Origin of the sequence: Salinisphaera sp. T5B8 (assembly GCF_040361255.1) — a bacterium.
GTDB lineage: Bacteria > Pseudomonadota > Gammaproteobacteria > Nevskiales > Salinisphaeraceae > Salinisphaera.
Window position 1 is genome coordinate 140,176 of sequence record NZ_APNG01000008.1, and the last position, 15,152, is coordinate 155,327.

Below are 15,152 nucleotides of genomic sequence, written 5' to 3' on the forward strand. Positions count from 1 at the left end.
ACGAACACGCTTTAGACCAGGATCAAATCATGAGCATTCTCGTCAATAACGACACCAAACTCATTGTCCAGGGCTTCACCGGCTCGCAGGGCACCTTTCATTCCGAACAGTGCATCGCCTACGGCACCAACATCGTCGGTGGTGTGACGCCCGGCCGCGGCGGCGAAACCCATCTCGATCTGCCGGTGTTCAACACCTGTGCGGACGCGGTCGCCGAAACCGGCGCCAACGCCACCATGATCTACGTGCCGGCGCCGTTCGCGGCCGACGCGATTCTCGAAGCCGAAGCTGCCGGCATCGAAACCATCATCTGCATCACCGAGCATATTCCGGTCATGGACATGCTCAAGGTGCGCTCGGTGCTGGACGAGTCCAACTCCGTGCTGATCGGCCCGAACTGCCCCGGTGTGATCACCCCCGGCGAATGCAAGATCGGCATCATGCCCGCGCATATCCACAAGAAGGGCAAGATCGGCATCGTCTCGCGCTCGGGTACGCTGACCTACGAAGCGGTCTTCCAGACCACCAACATCGGCCTCGGCCAGTCCACCTGCGTGGGCATCGGCGGCGATCCGATCCACGGCCTGGACTTCATCGACGTGCTCGAAATGTTCGAAAACGACGACCAGACCGAAGGCGTCGTGATGGTCGGCGAAATCGGCGGTACCGCCGAGGAAGAGGCCGCCGAGTTCATCAAGAACAACATGAAGAAGCCGGTCGTGGCCTATATCGCCGGCGTGACCGCGCCCCCCGGCAAGCGCATGGGCCATGCCGGTGCCATCATCTCCGGCGGCAAGGGCACGGCCGACGACAAGTTCGAAGCGCTGGAAGCCGCCGGTGTGGCCACCGTGCGTTCGACCGCCGAAATCGGCAGCAAGATGGAAGAAATCCTCGGTTAGAACGGACCGCGGTCTTTGCACCATCGAACCGGCGTCACGCTTGTGGCGCCGGTTTTTTTTGTCGTCGCTGCAAGCAATTCGAGAAAACAAACGCGTCACGAATACGGCCCGTCGCGCGCGCCGGCGAATAGCGTACGCGCCTGCACGTGCTGCCAGCAGCCACAAGCGGTAACAGCTGGCGTATCCTTGGCGCCTGTCATGCATATCGTGTCGCGGCTGTGAATGCCGCGGTACGCCGGGGAATGGAACACGTCATGGGCGAATCTTCGCTACGTATCGCGCTGGCCCAGCTCAATGTCTGGGTTGGCGATATCGACGGCAATGCGCGCCAGATGCTCGATGCCGCGGCCACCGCGCGCGATCGCGATGGCGCCGATATCGTGGCGTTTCCGGAAATGTCGCTGCTGGGCTATCCGCCCGACGATCTGCTGCTGCGGCGTGGTCTGCCGGATGCAATCGAATCCGCACTGGCCATGCTTACCGAGCGTCTGACCGGCATCACCGCAGTGGTGGGCTACCCCGAATATGCCGGCGAGGTGATCTATAACGCGGCCGCGGTGATCCGCGACGGCGAACGCATTGCCCACTATCGTAAGCAGTGCCTGCCCAACTACGGCGTATTCGACGAGCGCCGCCACTACCGGCCGGGCGAGAGCGCCTGTGTTTTCGAGCTCGGCACGCATCGGGTCGGGGTGACCATCTGCGAGGATATCTGGGAACAGGGCCCGGCGGCCCAGGCCAAGGCCGCGGGCGCCGAGGTATTGGTCAACCTCAACGCTTCGCCGTTTCACGCCGAAAAACAGAAACAGCGCGAAGGCCTGCTCACGGAACGCGCCCAGGCCAATGATCTGGCGATCTGCTATGTAAACTGCGTCGGCGGGCAGGACGAACTGGTCTTCGACGGGCGCTCCTGTGCCGTGGATCGCAGCGGTCGCTTGACGTTGCGCGCCCCGGCATTCGAGTCCGGCGTGTTCTGTGTGGATACCCTCGGCGGTCACGACAGCCCGGATCGCGGCGATGTGGTGGCCGACGAACCCGACGAGGCCCTGATTTACGATGCCCTGGTGCGTGCGACCCGCGATTATGTCGACCGCAACGGTTTTCCCGGTGCATTGATCGGCGCCTCGGGTGGGATCGACTCGGCCCTGGCCATGGCGATTGCGGCCGATGCGCTGGGTGGCGAGCGTGTCTGGGCGGTCTCCATGCCCTCGCGCTATACCGCCGATATCAGCAATGTCGACGCCGCCGATCAGGCCGAGCGCATGGGCGTGCACTACGACGAACTGCCCATCGAAAAAGGCTTTACCGCGCTGCTGGATACGTTGGCACCGCTGTTCGGCGACCGCGAGCCCGATACCGCCGAAGAGAACCTGCAATCGCGGATTCGCGGTGCGTTGTTGATGTCGCTGTCCAACAAGTTCGGCCATGTGGTGCTGGCCACCGGCAACAAGTCGGAAATGGCGGTCGGCTATGCCACCTTGTATGGCGATATGTGTGGTGGCTTTGCGCCGCTCAAGGATGTCTACAAGACCTGGGTCTACCGGCTTGCGATATTTCGCAACACGCGCAGCGACGCGATTCCCGAGCGCGTGATCACACGCCCGCCCTCGGCGGAACTGCGTGCCGATCAGGCCGATACCGATACGCTGCCCGAATACGACATGCTGGACCCGATCATCGAAGCCTATGTCGAAGATGGTGAATCCATCGAAGGAATTTGTGCGCGTGGCTTCGACGAAGCGGATGTGCGTCAGGTCGCCGGGCTGATCCGCCGCAACGAATACAAGCGCCGCCAGGCCGCGCCGGGGCCGAAGGTTACTCGTCGAGCCTTCGGTCGTGACCGGCGCTATCCTATTACCGCCGTCTATGGCGATCTATAGACAGCCGGGTTTTGCGTTAAAACGCTTAGGGGCCTCGTGCGTACCCTAAGTATCACGGCGGCGGCTTGAACGCCGCCGATCGCATACGATGCTACTGAGCCTGCGTCGCGTCGCTATCGGCGTCGCTGTCGATCACTTCGCCTTCGCTGGCGGGCGAGTCCATCGCGGGTAGCGCGTAGCGCGGCGTCTCGCCGGCACGCTGGCGATAGAACTCGTCGCGATGCAGCACGTAGTTCGGGTAGGAGGCTTGCAGAATCGCGCGCGCATCTTCAGCCAGGTCGGACAGGCCTAGCTTTGCGTAACTTTCTTCCATGATTTCCAGCGCACGGGGCACGGAGTCCGAGCCGTGATAGCGCTGGATTACGCTATCGGCACGACGGCTTGCGGCAACATAGGCGCGCCGGCGCAGATAGTACTCGGCCACGTTGATTTCGAATTCCGCCAGTCGATTGCGGATTTCGATCATGTGCAGCTGCGCGTCCTTGCGATAGACGCTCTGCGGGTAGTTTTCCACCAGCAGGTTGAAGTCGGTGAATGCCTGTTCGAGAAAGCGGGTATCGCGCTTGTCCGGATCGCCGCCGAGCAGGCCCGGGTCGTTACGATCGTAGTTCGAAAGCCCGCGCAGGTAATAGATGTAATCGATATGCGCATTACGCGGGCGCTGTTTGATGAAGCGATCCGCGGCCGACACGGCGGCATCGTATTCCTGGGCCTTGTAGTGGGCCGCGACCGATTCCAGTTCCGACTGGGCCGCATAGGGCGAAAACGGAAAGCGTGCCTGGACTTCGGCGTATAATCTGAGCGCGCGGTCCGGGTCGTTGTCGACCAGAAATTCGCGTGCGGATTCATACAGGCGCTCGGCATCGGCCGAATCGAGCTTGTTGCCCTCGCGGTCGACCAGCGGTTCGTCGCTGTAGCCGGTTTCGTTGATGCCCTTGTCGCCGCCGCAACCGGCCATTGCAACAACCATCAAAATACAAAGCGCGAGAAAGAATTTCCGCATGCCAGTCCCGGACGTGCGCCGCACGTCGACAGATCAAAAACGAACGCGGAGTATACCTATACGGCCGCGCGATACGCCATGTCACGCTTTGTTTGTGCAAACCAAGAGAAAACGCCATGTCGGCAACTGGCCGCACCCCCGATTTTGAAGCGCCGATTCCCGAAGAGTTCGCCGGTGCGCGCCTGGATCGCGCGCTGGCGGCCATGCTGCCCGACTATTCGCGTTCGCGCCTGCAGAACTGGCTGGCCGACGGCGCGCTGACCGTTGACGGCGAAACCCCGCCGGCCAAGACCAAGGTCGCCGGCGGCGAGCATGTCGCCCTGATCGTGCCCAGCGAGCCGGACGATGCGCGCGTGGTCGCCGAGCCGATCGGCTTGAACATCATCCACGAGGACGAGGCCATCATCGTGCTCGACAAGCCCGCGGGGCTGGTCATGCACCCGGGGGCGGGCAACCCGGACGGCACCCTGCAGAACGCCTTGATTCATCACGACGAATCGATGGCCGCGCTGCCGCGGGCCGGCATCGTGCATCGGCTGGACAAGGACACCTCCGGCATCCTCGTCGTCGCCAAGACCTTTGCCGCCCATGCGAAGCTGGTCGCCGATCTGGCCGAACGCACGGTCAAGCGCGAATACGAGGCGGTGACGGTTGGCGTGATGACCGCAGGCGGCCATGTGGATGCGCCCATCGATCGCCACCCGGTCGATCGCAAGCGTATGGCCGTACGCGACACCGGCCGTGAGGCGATCACGCACTACCGCATCATCGACCGCTATCGCGCGCATACCCATGTGCGCTGTCGGCTGGCAACCGGGCGCACCCATCAGATTCGTGTGCATCTGGCCCATATCCGTTTTCCGCTGCTGGGCGATGCCACCTATGGCCGCCGCCTGGCGCTGCCGCGCGATTCCAGCGACGCATTCGCTGCCGCGTTGCGCGGCTTCAGGCGTCAGGCGCTGCATGCACGCCGGCTCGGGCTCAATCATCCCGTGACCGGCGAATACATGAGCTGGAGCGCGCCACGACCGGCCGATTTCGAACAGCTGCTCGCCGCGCTGGCCGACGACGCCAGAGCGCATGATCATGGCTGAGCCGATCGGCTTCCTGGCTGCCGACTGGCCGGCGCCGGCCCATATCAAGGCCGGCACCACGCTACGTAGCGGCGGCGTGAGCCTGCCGCCGTTCGACAGCCTCAATCTCGGCGATCGGGCCGGCGATGAGCCGGCCGCGGTGGCGACCAACCGCGAACGGGCGCGCGAATCCCTCAATCTGCCGAATGAGCCTGCCTGGCTTTACCAGGTCCACGGCACGCGGGTCGTCGATGCCGGCCACGATATCGCGGGTGAGGCCGATGCCAGCATCGCCCGCCATCGCGATGCCGTCTGCGCGGTGATGACCGCGGATTGCCTGCCGGTGCTGTTCTGCGACATCGCGGGCAGCTGCTGGGGCGCAGCCCATGCCGGCTGGCGCGGGCTGGCAGAAGGCGTGCTCGAAGCCACGATCGATGCGCTGGCCGCGCCCCCGGCCGATCTCATGGCCTGGCTGGGCCCGTCGATCGGCGCCCATAACTTCGAAGTGGGCGAGGACGTGCGTGCAGCGTTCTGCGACCGCGCGCCGAGCGATGCAGCGGCGTTCGTTGCCCGCGACACGCCGGGCAAATATCTCGCCGATATCTATGCGCTGGCCCGCGCCCGGCTGCAGCGTGCCGGGGTGCACGCCGTCTACGGCGGCGGCCTGTGCACGATCGACGACGCCGCCCGTTTCTATTCCTATCGCCGCAACGGCGCCGGCACCGGTCGCATGGCCTCGCTCATCTGGCACGCCCGCGAGCCGAACTAGCGGCTTTGGCCAGGTTCAAGCCGACGGAGCCATCCAACGCGGCCTATTCTTCTTCAACAAACCAAGCCAACACCGGCGAACGCGCCCAAACCGCCTACCAACGCAAGCGCCAAACCGCCATCTGCGTCGATCTGTGTAGATCTGCGGATCGCCTTTGAAGGAACGCAGCCAAGTCACCCGGCTGCGCCACCCAAGCGAGTACGCCCCAAAAAGCTGCCCGCCCACCTGCGTTGATCTGCCTGAATCTGCGGATGTCGTTCAAAGAACGAAGCCACCATCGGCGAAACGCGCCCGAAACCCATACCCACGCAAGCGCCAAACCGCCATCTGCGTCGATCTGCGCGAATCTGCGGACTGTCTTCGAAAGAACGAAGCCGACCCACCAGATGGCGCCCAGCAGCTCATAAATCCAAAGACGCCGCCCGCCCAATCTGCGTAATCCGCAAAATCTGTGGATACTTTCAAAGAACGAAGCCACCATCGGCGAACGCGCCCGAACCGCCTACCAACGCAAGCGCCAAACCGCGATCTGCGCTGATCTGTGTAGATCTGCGGATTGCCTTCGAAGGAACGGAGCCGACCCACCCGATGGCGCCCCGCAGTTCGTAAAGCCACAGACGCTGCCCGCCCAATCTGCGTAATCGGTGTAATCTGCGGATAACTTCAAAGAACGAAGCCAACCTAGGGCCGGCGGCACGCAACCACTAATGCCCAAGAACCCGGCCGCTACCGCTTCAAACCCGGCTTAATTCGCCTCAGCTACTCGTCTTCGAACGCGGCTTCTTGCGGCTGGCGGTGATCTTCTTCTCGCCCGAGCCGGACGCCTTCTTGGCAGCCGTCTTCTTTTCCTTCTTCGGCGGCAGCGCCAGATCGCGCTCGTCGCCCGAGGTGTTGTGCCCGGTGCCGGGCGCGCTATCGCCCAGCATGGGTTTGAGGAAACGTCCGGTATGCGAGGCTTCGATGGCGGCCACGTCTTCGGGCGTGCCAGTGGCGATGATCTCGCCGCCGCCTTCGCCGCCCTCCGGGCCCAGATCGACGAGCCAGTCGGCAGACTTGATCACGTCCAGGTTGTGCTCGATCACGATCACCGCGTTGCCGGCATCGCGCAGGCGTAACAGCACCTTCAGCAGCTGGTTGATGTCGTGGAAGTGCAGGCCCGTGGTGGGCTCGTCCAGCAGATAGAGCGTGCGCCCGGTATCGCGCTTGGACAGCTCGCGGGCGAGCTTGATGCGCTGGGCCTCGCCGCCGGAAAGGGTGGTCGCGTTCTGGCCGAGCTTCACGTAGCTCAGGCCCACGTCCATGAGCGTTTCCAGCTTGCGTTTCAGGCTCGGCACCGGGGCGAAGAACTCGAGCGCGGCTTCGACGCGCATTTCCAGCACGTCGGAAATGGTCTTGCCCTTGTAGTGCACCTGCAGGGTTTCGCGGTTGTAGCGCGCGCCCTTGCAGGTATCGCAGGTTACGTAGATATCCGGCAGAAAATGCATTTCCACCTTGATCACGCCGTCGCCCTGACAGGCCTCGCAGCGCCCGCCCTTGACGTTGAAGGAGAACCGCCCCGGCTGATAGCCGCGCGCCCGGGCTTCCGGCGTATTCGCGAACAGCTCGCGAATGGTGCCGAACAGGCCGGTATAGGTGGCCGGATTGGAACGCGGCGTACGCCCGATCGGGGCCTGACTGATATCAATGACCTTGTCGAGATGTTCGAGGCCCTCGATCGAGGTCATGGGTGCGGCCCGAGCCACCGCCCGGTTGACCTGGCGCGCAGCGGCCGGGAACAGGGTTTCGTTGATCAGCGTCGACTTGCCCGAGCCGGACACGCCGGTGATACAGGTCAGCTGGCCCATGGACAGCTCGACCGAGACGTTCTTGAGGTTGTTGCCGCGCGCGCCGTTGATCTTGATCACGCGTTCTTTATCGAAGGCAATCCGGTTTTCCGGAATCGGGATCGTCAGCCGGCCGGACAGATACTGGCCGGTCAGCGAGTCTTCGTGGTTGGCGATCTGTTCGGCGCTGCCTTCGGCGATGATATGGCCGCCGTGATCGCCCGCGCCCGGGCCCATGTCGACCACATATTCGGCTTCGCGGATCGCATCTTCGTCGTGTTCGACCACGATCACGGTATTGCCCAGATCGCGCAGGCGTTCGAGCGTGTTGAGCAGGCGCCGGTTGTCACGCTGATGCAGGCCGATGGAGGGCTCGTCGAGCACATACATCACGCCCACCAGCCCCGCGCCGATCTGGCTGGCCAGACGAATACGCTGGGCCTCGCCGCCGGAAAGTGTTTCCGCGCTGCGCGACAGGGTCAGATAATTCAGGCCGACGTCGAGCAGGAACTTCAGCCGTGCCTTGATTTCCTTGAGGATCGGCTCGGCGATCTCGGCGCGGTGGCCGGGAATATCCAGCGCTTCGGCGATTTCGTAGGCGCCGGCAATACTGGCGGCATTGATTTCGGGCAGGGTGCGATCGGCCACGCGGACATGCCGTGCGGCCTGGTTCAGGCGCGCACCGCCACAGGTCGGGCAGGCCTTGTCGGATAGATACTTGGCCAGTTCCTCGCGGACTGCCATCGAGTCGGTTTCTGCATAGCGGCGTTGCATGTTGTCGAGCACGCCCTCGAAGGCATGCTTGCGTACGCGCGTGCGCCCGCGGGCATTCACATAGCGAAACTCGATCTTCTCCCGGCCGGAGCCGTGCAGGATGATCTTGCGGGCTTTCTCCGGTAGATCGTGCCAGGGCGTGTCCACGTCGAAGCCGTATTTCTCGGCCAGCGACTGAATCAGGCCGAAGAAATAGGGGTTGCGCCGGTCCCAGCCACGAACCGCGCCGCCGGCCAGGCTCAGCGAGTCGTCGGTAATTACGCGGTCGACATCGAACACCGCCAGCGAGCCGAGCCCGTCGCAGGCGCTGCAGGCGCCATGCGGCGAGTTGAAGGAAAACAGCCGCGGTTCCATGTCGTTAATGGAATAGCCACAGACCGGGCAGGCGAACTGCGAGGAAAACACCTCCGGCTCGCCGTCGCCGCGCCAGGGCAGAATCCAGGCAATGCCTTCGGATAGGCGCAGGGCGGTCTCGAAGGATTCGGCCAGGCGCTGCTGAATGCCGTCGCGGATCTTGAAGCGGTCCACGACCACTTCGATATCGTGCTTCACCTTGGGGTTGAGTTCCGGGACTTCGTCGATTTCGACGATCTCGCCGTCTACCCGCATACGCACGAAGCCCTGACCACGCATCTGCTCGAAGACGTCGCGATGCTCGCCCTTACGCGAACGAATCACCGGCGCGAGCAGCATCCAGGCCGATTCGGCCTCCTTTTCCAGCGTCTGGTCGACCATCTGCGACACGCTCTGGGCGGTCAGCGGTTCGTCGTGATCCGGGCAATAGGGCGTACCCGCGCGCGCGAACAGCAGGCGCAGATAGTCATGGATCTCGGTGACCGTACCCACCGTGGAGCGCGGGTTATGCGAGGTCGATTTCTGTTCGATGGAAATGGCCGGCGACAGGCCCTCGATCGAATCGAGGTCCGGCTTTTCCATCATCGACAGAAACTGACGTGCATAGGCCGATAGCGACTCGACATAGCGGCGCTGGCCTTCGGCATAGACGGTGTCGAAGGCCAGCGACGATTTGCCGGAACCGGATAGGCCGGTAATCACGATCAGCTTGTTGCGCGGCAGATCGAGATCGACGTTCTGGAGATTGTGCGTACGGGCACCGCGGATGCGGATACTGTCCATGAAGCGGGCGCGATGAGAAGGAATAGCCGACCAGTATACGCAGCGCCGCAAGCACGCCTCAAAACCACGTTACACACGGCCTGCGGCCGGCCCTATGCTAGAATGCGCCGCCTGATTGGCAGCGCCAATCGACGGCTCGGCAGCCGAGCGTTCGTGCCCCTGATCGCGTGCTCGCATGGCTCGAAGATGCCGCCTGACCACCGGCTGCACCGGCAAGCGACGCACCCACGGCAGGCATGCCGCCGTACGGCCGCCGGTATTGCATCCAACCCTGGCAAGAGTTGCTTCATGACCAGATTCGAAACCCGGGCGGCCTTTTCCCTGGCAGGCATCTTCTCCCTGCGCATGCTCGGCCTGTTCATGATTTACCCCGTGTTCACCTTCTATGCCAAGCATCTGGACGGCTCGACGCCGTTCACGGTGGGCCTCGCGCTGGGGGCTTACGGCCTGACGCAGGCGCTGTTGCAGATTCCCTTCGGCATGCTCTCCGATCGCTTCGGGCGCAAGCGCATGATCTGTATCGGTCTGCTCATCTTCGCCCTGGGCAGCGTGGTGGCCGCGCTTTCGGGCAGTATTTATGGCGTGATCGCCGGGCGAATCCTGCAGGGTGCGGGCGCGGTCGGTTCCGTGATTCTTGCCCTCGGCGCGGATCTGACCCGGGAAGAACAGCGCACCAAGACGATGGCGGTCATCGGCATGACCATCGGACTGTCGTTCGCGCTCGCTCTGGTGCTCGGACCGTTGCTTAATGCCGTGATCGGCGTATCCGGCATCTTCTGGACTACGGCCGTCATGGCCCTGGCCGGCATCGGCGTGCTCTATCGTGTTACCCCGCAGCCAAGGGTGCTGCAATCGCATCGCGATACGGGGGCGGTGCCGGCGATGTTCAAGCGGGTGCTCACCGACGGCCAGCTGCTGCGTCTGGATTTCGGCATCTTCGCGCTGCACGCCATGCTCACGGCGAGCTTCATCGCCGTGCCCGTGTTGTTACGCGATGTGGTGGGCGTAGGCGAAAACGAACTCTGGATGGTCTATCTGCCGGTGCTGGCCGTATCGGTCATGATTATGGTGCCGATGATCATCATCGCCGAGGCCAAGCGCCAGATGAAGGCCGTGTTCGTCGGCGCCGTGGTGACGCTGGGTCTGAGCCAGGTGGCGTTGCTGGCCTGGCATACCAGCCTGGTCGAACTGGTCGTGGTGCTGACGCTGTTCTTTGCGGCCTTCAATACCATGGAAGCCAGTCTGCCCTCGCTGATTTCCAAGGCCGCGCCAGCAGACGCCAAGGGTACCGCCATGGGCGTGTATTCCAGCTCGCAGTTTTTCGGTATTTTCGTAGGCGGCACGATCGGCGGCTGGGCCTACGGGCTGGAAGGGCCGGCCGGGGTATTCATCTTCTCTGCGATCGTGGCGGTGCTATGGTTTGCGGTGGCGGTTACCATGAAAGCGCCGCGTTTTACCCGCACGCGCATGATCAGCGTCGCGGTCAACGATGCCGCCCAGGCACGCGCGCTTGAAGCCGAGCTGCTGGCCCAGCCCGGCGTGGTGGAAGCCGCGGTTGCGCTCGACGAAGGCGTGGCCTATATAAAAGTCGACAGCGCACAGGCAGACGATGTCGATCTCGACGCATTTTCGCGGCAGCCCGCACAGGCTTAGTGCGCGGCTACCGACCCAACTCGATGGAGTGTTGCAATGGCAAGTAGAGGCATCAACAAGGCGATTCTGATCGGCAATCTCGGCGCCGACCCGGAAACGCGCTATACCGCCGGCGGCACCGCGGTGACCAACGTCAATCTCGCCACCTCCGATACCTGGCGCGACAAGTCCAGCGGCGAGATGCAGGAACGCACCGAATGGCATCGCGTGGTGTTCTTCGCGCGGCTGGCCGAAGTGGCCGGCGAGTATCTGCGCAAGGGCTCCAAGATTTACGTCGAGGGCCGGATTCAGACCCGCAAGTGGCAGAACAAGGAAGGCCAGGACGTCTATACCACCGAGATCGTTGGTAACGAGATGCAGATGCTCGACACCAAGGGCGGCAGTGGCGGCTCCAGCGCGCCATTCGGCGGTGGTGGCGGCGGCCAGCAGCGCGCGCCCCAGCAGCAGGGCGGTGGTGGTGGCTATGGCGGCGGTCAGGGGGGCGGCCGAGGTGGCCAGTCGTCCTATCAGCCGCCGCAGCGTGAGCCGGCCGGCGGCGATCCCGGCTTCGACGACGATCTGGACGACGATATTCCGTTCTAGGCGGACGAGACGCATAGCAGCGCCGCAGCCTTTTGCAGGCGCGCGCTGGCAAGCCCGGCGCTCGGCAGCGATATGATGCAGATCAAAGCCCGCGCGTCGGCGCTGTTCCAGACTGGTGGTTCGCTAGAACCACCGATGGAACACCGCCATGTCCCAGGATCTTCCATCCGGGCGCCTTAGCGTGCTCGATGCCCGTAGCTGTCTACAACTGCTGCGTACCCATTCGATCGGCCGTCTCGCCTTCAACAGCGATCCCAGCCCGCAGGTGCTGCCGGTCAACTATCTGGTAGATGACGAGCGCATTCTCATTTGCAGCGGACCCGGCGCCAAGCATGACGCGGCGCTTGCGCGTGAGCCGGCGACCTTTCAGGTCGATGGCCACGATACGCAACGGCGTTCGGCCTGGAGTGTGATGGTGCGTGGTGCGTTGGATATCGTGCCCGAGGGCGAGATTCGTGCATCGTTGCCACAGCCGCTGCCCGGCGGCACACGCGAATACCTTCTGCGTTTGTCGATCTACCAGATCACCGGGCGGCGTATCCCACCCGATTCCAGCTGGATCGCCTCGTCGCAGATGTGGCGCGACCGTGACGCGAGTGATTTGATGGGCTGACGCCGGCACGGCATAGGCCGAAATATCGTCGGCTGTCCCACGTAACACATTGACCCAGATCAAGGCCTGTCCGATCGGCGCAGGCGATCATCGGGGTATGAATCCTTTTTTCGCCAAGGCGCGCGCAGCGTGCCACTACCACCTGTGGTTCCGGCGTTTAGCCGCGCGTGTTGCGCGCCGGCGCGTCATGCCGAGGGCCGCGGTATCGCGATGAGCCAGTTTCGTTTCGGGCGCTCGTGTTTCATTGGCCGGGCACGCAGTTTCGATCTAATCACCGCGCGCTGCGCTGGCGCCCGCGCGATGCGCGGTGTGCGAAGAGGCGACGATGGCCGCTAACGACGGTGCCAGCGCACGAGAAATACGCGAAGCACTCAAGCATCAGTACTTTGTCGACGGCATGAGCGATGCCCAGCGCTCTCGCCTGGTCCGCGGCATGACGATCCAGCCCTTTGCCGCTGGCCAGACGCTGTTTCATCGCGGTGATATTGCCGACACCTTTTTCCTTGTGCTGGCCGGCCGGGTCAAACTTTATCGGCTGTCGATCGACGGTGACGAAAAGATCATGGGTCTGGTCGGCAGTGGCGAGAGTTTTGGCGAGGGCGTGCTGTTCATGTCCACCCCGCGTTATCCGGTGAGTGCGCAGGCGCTGGAAAAAAGCCGCATCGTGGCGATTAACCGGACCGAATATCTGGCCGAATTGCAGTATTCCTTTCAGACCTGCATGTCGGTGATGTGCAAGCTCACCGCGCGTATCGAGCGCCTGCTCGACGAGGTGGAGTCGCTGACCCTGCGCGATAGCCGCTATCGCGTGGTGAACTATCTGCTGGAACTGATCCCCGAGCCTGCAGACGGCCCGGTACGGCTGAGCCTGCCGACCTCGAAGAGCGCGATCGCCGGACGCCTGGCGATTCGGGCCGAGACCTTTTCGCGCACGCTGCGCCAGCTCGCCGAAAACGGCACGATCGTGCTGTGTGGCGGGCGTACCATCGAGGTGCCCAACCCGAAGCTCCTGCGCCATGCCTTGCGCACAAAATCGGCACAGGCGTCCTGATTTTGATCCGGATCAATTTTCGCGCTGGCGAACGCGCTAGTCTCGGATAAAACGATCGCTTCGATCACACCGGCACGGGTCAGCCCGTGCTAGCCAGGCGCAGCGACCCAAGGCGTGGCAACGACGGCCGCGGCGCCATACGAGGGACAGCGTATGAATGCACCTGATATTTCCGATCCGATCCGCGGTCTGTTCGACTGGCTGGCCGCGGCACGCGAGCGCGGCGAACCGGACCCGCAAACGGCCACGCTTGCAACGGTCGATCCCGCATTCGCCAAGCCCAGCGTGCGTACGATCAATGTCCAGATCGATGAAGATGCGCTGGTGTTTTTCGTCAATGCGCATACCGGCAAGGGCCAGCATCTGCAGTGGCACCCCTATGTCGCGCTGTGCTTTTTCTGGCACGGCCTGCAACAGCAGATCACCATTGAAGGCGTGGTCGAAGTGCTTGACGCGCACGCCGCCGACCGTTTGTGGGCCCAGCGTTCGCGCGAGAGCCAGCTGACCGCGCGCAGCTCCGAGCAGCATGCGGTCTTCGGCGATCCCGAGGCCTTTCGCGAGCGGCGCGAGCACGAACGCGAGACCTACGATTTCGAGCGTGTACCGCGCCCGGAGCATTGGGTCGCCTACCGGCTGTTGCCCACACGGCTGGAATTCTGGGCGGCCGGCTGGCATCGCCTGCATTCGCGCCGGCTGTTCGAGCGCGCGCCCGACGGTGGTTGGCAATCCACCGTTCAGGAGCCATGAGGCTCGCCCGGCGCAGGCGCTTTCGATAAAAGAACGGGCCGGTGTATCCGGCCCGTATATCCGTTGGTTTGCGAAATATTATTCGGTCTAAAGTGCTGTTGTGCCGCTCAATCGGGCGAGGCGCTGACGCAGGCGCGTCAGCACCATTCCCAGCCTTCGCCGTGTCGCAGCACGAGCACGCTACAGCGCGTACGTCGTAATACGCGATCGGCCGTGCCACCGAGTAGCAGATCGCGCATTCTCGGGTCGTGCGATGCGATCGCAATCAGCCCAGCGCGCACATCCTCGGCGCGCTGAACGATGGTCGCGGCGATAGGGCCGATCACGGCCTCGCTGGTCCAGCGGATATCGTCGGCGTATTCCAGCCGGGCCAGTTCCTTGAGCTGCGACTCCGCCAGTTTCTGGGCTTCGCCCGCGAAACTCTGCGGCACATAAGGCCAGACCGAGATCTCGGTGGGCACCACGGTCAACACATGCAAGGTCGCATCGTGGCGACGAGCGAGGGTGGTGGTGGCCGAAAAGATCAGGTCGAAATTGGCCTCATGCGACAGATCGATCGGAACAAGCACGCACTTTTTCATGTCGGCATCCGCCTGAGCCAGCCTGGACCAAAGGACGACGTTTTATCAGTCGTCCAGGGCATCACGGCTTTCGTCGTGGATGTCGGCAGCGTGGGCGTCGCGTTTCTGGCGTACGACCAGCACCGAATGCTGGGCATGCTTGACCACCTGGCTGGCGATACTACCGAGCAGCACATCCCAGAATTTCGGGTTGTGCGAGGCCATGATGATCAGATCGGCCCCGAAGTGATCGGCCCGCCGTACGATCGTGCGCGCGACCGGGCCCACGCGAACGTCGACCTGCCAATTGTCGTCACTGCCGAGATACTGCCGGCCGATACGCTCGAGCTGGGCATGGGCCGTTTCGCCGAGTTTTCTGACGTAGTCGGTGCCGACATAGGGAAAGTCCCCGGCATCGATCTGCGGAATCACGCTCAACAGAACGATGGTCGCGCCGGTATTGGCAGCCACCTTATTGACGTTCTCGAACACGCTGTCGAATACAGCGTCCTGATTCAGGTCCAGCGGTACTAGAAGGGTCTGAGACATAACAATCTCCTCTTTTTGTCGGTGATTGCAGTATCGCTT

Annotated in this window: 13 protein-coding genes; 9 read left to right on the plus strand and 4 right to left on the minus strand. The window is 63.3% G+C overall.

The features are described 5' to 3' along the window. Positions 1-29 precede the first annotated feature (29 nt). Both sucD and T5B8_RS09285 read left to right on the plus strand, forming a co-directional pair. Complete coding sequence (gene sucD / locus T5B8_RS09280) at positions 30-899, plus strand: succinate--CoA ligase subunit alpha (RefSeq protein WP_353178188.1); 870 nt, start codon at positions 30-32, stop codon at positions 897-899. Positions 900-1,153: 254 nt separating this feature from the next. Next, entirely contained in the window at positions 1,154-2,779 is a 1,626-nt protein-coding gene (locus T5B8_RS09285; protein WP_353178189.1) for an NAD+ synthase, read from the plus strand. A gap of 91 nt (positions 2,780-2,870) precedes the next feature. Here the strand turns inward: T5B8_RS09285 and T5B8_RS09290 are convergent, their stop codons facing one another. After that, a complete protein-coding gene (locus tag T5B8_RS09290) occupies positions 2,871-3,782 on the minus strand; it encodes an outer membrane protein assembly factor BamD (protein WP_353178190.1) in 912 nt (303 codons plus the stop codon). A gap of 116 nt (positions 3,783-3,898) precedes the next feature. Between T5B8_RS09290 and rluD the strand changes: the two genes are divergently transcribed. Then, the gene (gene rluD / locus T5B8_RS09295) at positions 3,899-4,876 is read left to right on the plus strand and encodes a 23S rRNA pseudouridine(1911/1915/1917) synthase RluD (RefSeq protein ID WP_353178191.1); all 978 of its coding nucleotides are present in this window, start codon (positions 3,899-3,901) and stop codon (positions 4,874-4,876) included. Next, positions 4,869-5,624 (plus strand): peptidoglycan editing factor PgeF, encoded by a 756-nt coding sequence (pgeF, locus tag T5B8_RS09300; RefSeq protein ID WP_353178192.1) that lies wholly within the window; start codon positions 4,869-4,871, stop codon positions 5,622-5,624. Before rluD ends, pgeF begins: the two co-directional genes overlap by 8 nt. 755 nt (positions 5,625-6,379) lie before the next feature. On the opposite strand, the gene uvrA is transcribed toward pgeF, so the two are convergent. Continuing rightward, positions 6,380-9,358, minus strand: a complete 2,979-nt coding sequence (gene uvrA, locus T5B8_RS09305; protein WP_353178194.1) for an excinuclease ABC subunit UvrA — start codon at positions 9,356-9,358, stop codon at positions 6,380-6,382. Between the two features lie 288 nt (positions 9,359-9,646). Between uvrA and T5B8_RS09310 the strand changes: the two genes are divergently transcribed. From T5B8_RS09310 to T5B8_RS09330, 5 genes are all read left to right on the plus strand, one after another. Next, a complete protein-coding gene (locus T5B8_RS09310) occupies positions 9,647-11,011 on the plus strand; it encodes an MFS transporter (RefSeq protein ID WP_353178195.1) in 1,365 nt (454 codons plus the stop codon). A 36-nt stretch (positions 11,012-11,047) separates the two neighbouring features. Beyond that, entirely contained in the window at positions 11,048-11,593 is a 546-nt protein-coding gene (gene ssb, locus T5B8_RS09315) for a single-stranded DNA-binding protein (protein ID WP_353178196.1), read from the plus strand. A gap of 148 nt (positions 11,594-11,741) precedes the next feature. Then, positions 11,742-12,206: a pyridoxamine 5'-phosphate oxidase family protein gene (locus T5B8_RS09320; protein WP_353178197.1), complete on the plus strand. Its 465-nt coding sequence runs from the start codon at positions 11,742-11,744 to the stop codon at positions 12,204-12,206. A gap of 325 nt (positions 12,207-12,531) precedes the next feature. Further along, positions 12,532-13,257: a Crp/Fnr family transcriptional regulator gene (locus T5B8_RS09325; RefSeq protein WP_353178198.1), complete on the plus strand. Its 726-nt coding sequence runs from the start codon at positions 12,532-12,534 to the stop codon at positions 13,255-13,257. Between the two features lie 153 nt (positions 13,258-13,410). Continuing rightward, positions 13,411-14,004, plus strand: a complete 594-nt coding sequence (locus tag T5B8_RS09330) for a pyridoxine/pyridoxamine 5'-phosphate oxidase (RefSeq protein ID WP_353178200.1) — start codon at positions 13,411-13,413, stop codon at positions 14,002-14,004. A 137-nt stretch (positions 14,005-14,141) separates the two neighbouring features. Here the strand turns inward: T5B8_RS09330 and T5B8_RS09335 are convergent, their stop codons facing one another. After that, positions 14,142-14,585 carry a universal stress protein gene (locus tag T5B8_RS09335; protein WP_353178201.1) on the minus strand — a complete coding sequence of 148 codons (444 nt, stop codon included), beginning with the start codon at positions 14,583-14,585 and terminating at the stop codon, positions 14,142-14,144. 45 nt (positions 14,586-14,630) lie between these two features. Further along, positions 14,631-15,113: a universal stress protein gene (locus tag T5B8_RS09340; RefSeq protein WP_353178202.1), complete on the minus strand. Its 483-nt coding sequence runs from the start codon at positions 15,111-15,113 to the stop codon at positions 14,631-14,633. Positions 15,114-15,152 lie beyond the last annotated feature (39 nt).

Bases quoted from the DNA above. Each gene is read 5' to 3' on its own strand.
- sucD (WP_353178188.1), top strand. From the start codon at position 30: ATGAGCATTCTCGTCAATAACGACACCAAACTCATTGTCCAGGGCTTC.
- T5B8_RS09285 (WP_353178189.1), top strand. From the start codon at position 1,154: ATGGGCGAATCTTCGCTACGTATCGCGCTGGCCCAGCTCAATGTCTGG.
- T5B8_RS09290 (WP_353178190.1), bottom strand. From the start codon at position 3,782: ATGCGGAAATTCTTTCTCGCGCTTTGTATTTTGATGGTTGTTGCAATG.
- rluD (WP_353178191.1), top strand. From the start codon at position 3,899: ATGTCGGCAACTGGCCGCACCCCCGATTTTGAAGCGCCGATTCCCGAA.
- pgeF (WP_353178192.1), top strand. From the start codon at position 4,869: ATGGCTGAGCCGATCGGCTTCCTGGCTGCCGACTGGCCGGCGCCGGCC.
- uvrA (WP_353178194.1), bottom strand. From the start codon at position 9,358: ATGGACAGTATCCGCATCCGCGGTGCCCGTACGCACAATCTCCAGAAC.
- T5B8_RS09310 (WP_353178195.1), top strand. From the start codon at position 9,647: ATGACCAGATTCGAAACCCGGGCGGCCTTTTCCCTGGCAGGCATCTTC.
- ssb (WP_353178196.1), top strand. From the start codon at position 11,048: ATGGCAAGTAGAGGCATCAACAAGGCGATTCTGATCGGCAATCTCGGC.
- T5B8_RS09320 (WP_353178197.1), top strand. From the start codon at position 11,742: ATGTCCCAGGATCTTCCATCCGGGCGCCTTAGCGTGCTCGATGCCCGT.
- T5B8_RS09325 (WP_353178198.1), top strand. From the start codon at position 12,532: ATGGCCGCTAACGACGGTGCCAGCGCACGAGAAATACGCGAAGCACTC.
- T5B8_RS09330 (WP_353178200.1), top strand. From the start codon at position 13,411: ATGAATGCACCTGATATTTCCGATCCGATCCGCGGTCTGTTCGACTGG.
- T5B8_RS09335 (WP_353178201.1), bottom strand. From the start codon at position 14,585: ATGAAAAAGTGCGTGCTTGTTCCGATCGATCTGTCGCATGAGGCCAAT.
- T5B8_RS09340 (WP_353178202.1), bottom strand. From the start codon at position 15,113: ATGTCTCAGACCCTTCTAGTACCGCTGGACCTGAATCAGGACGCTGTA.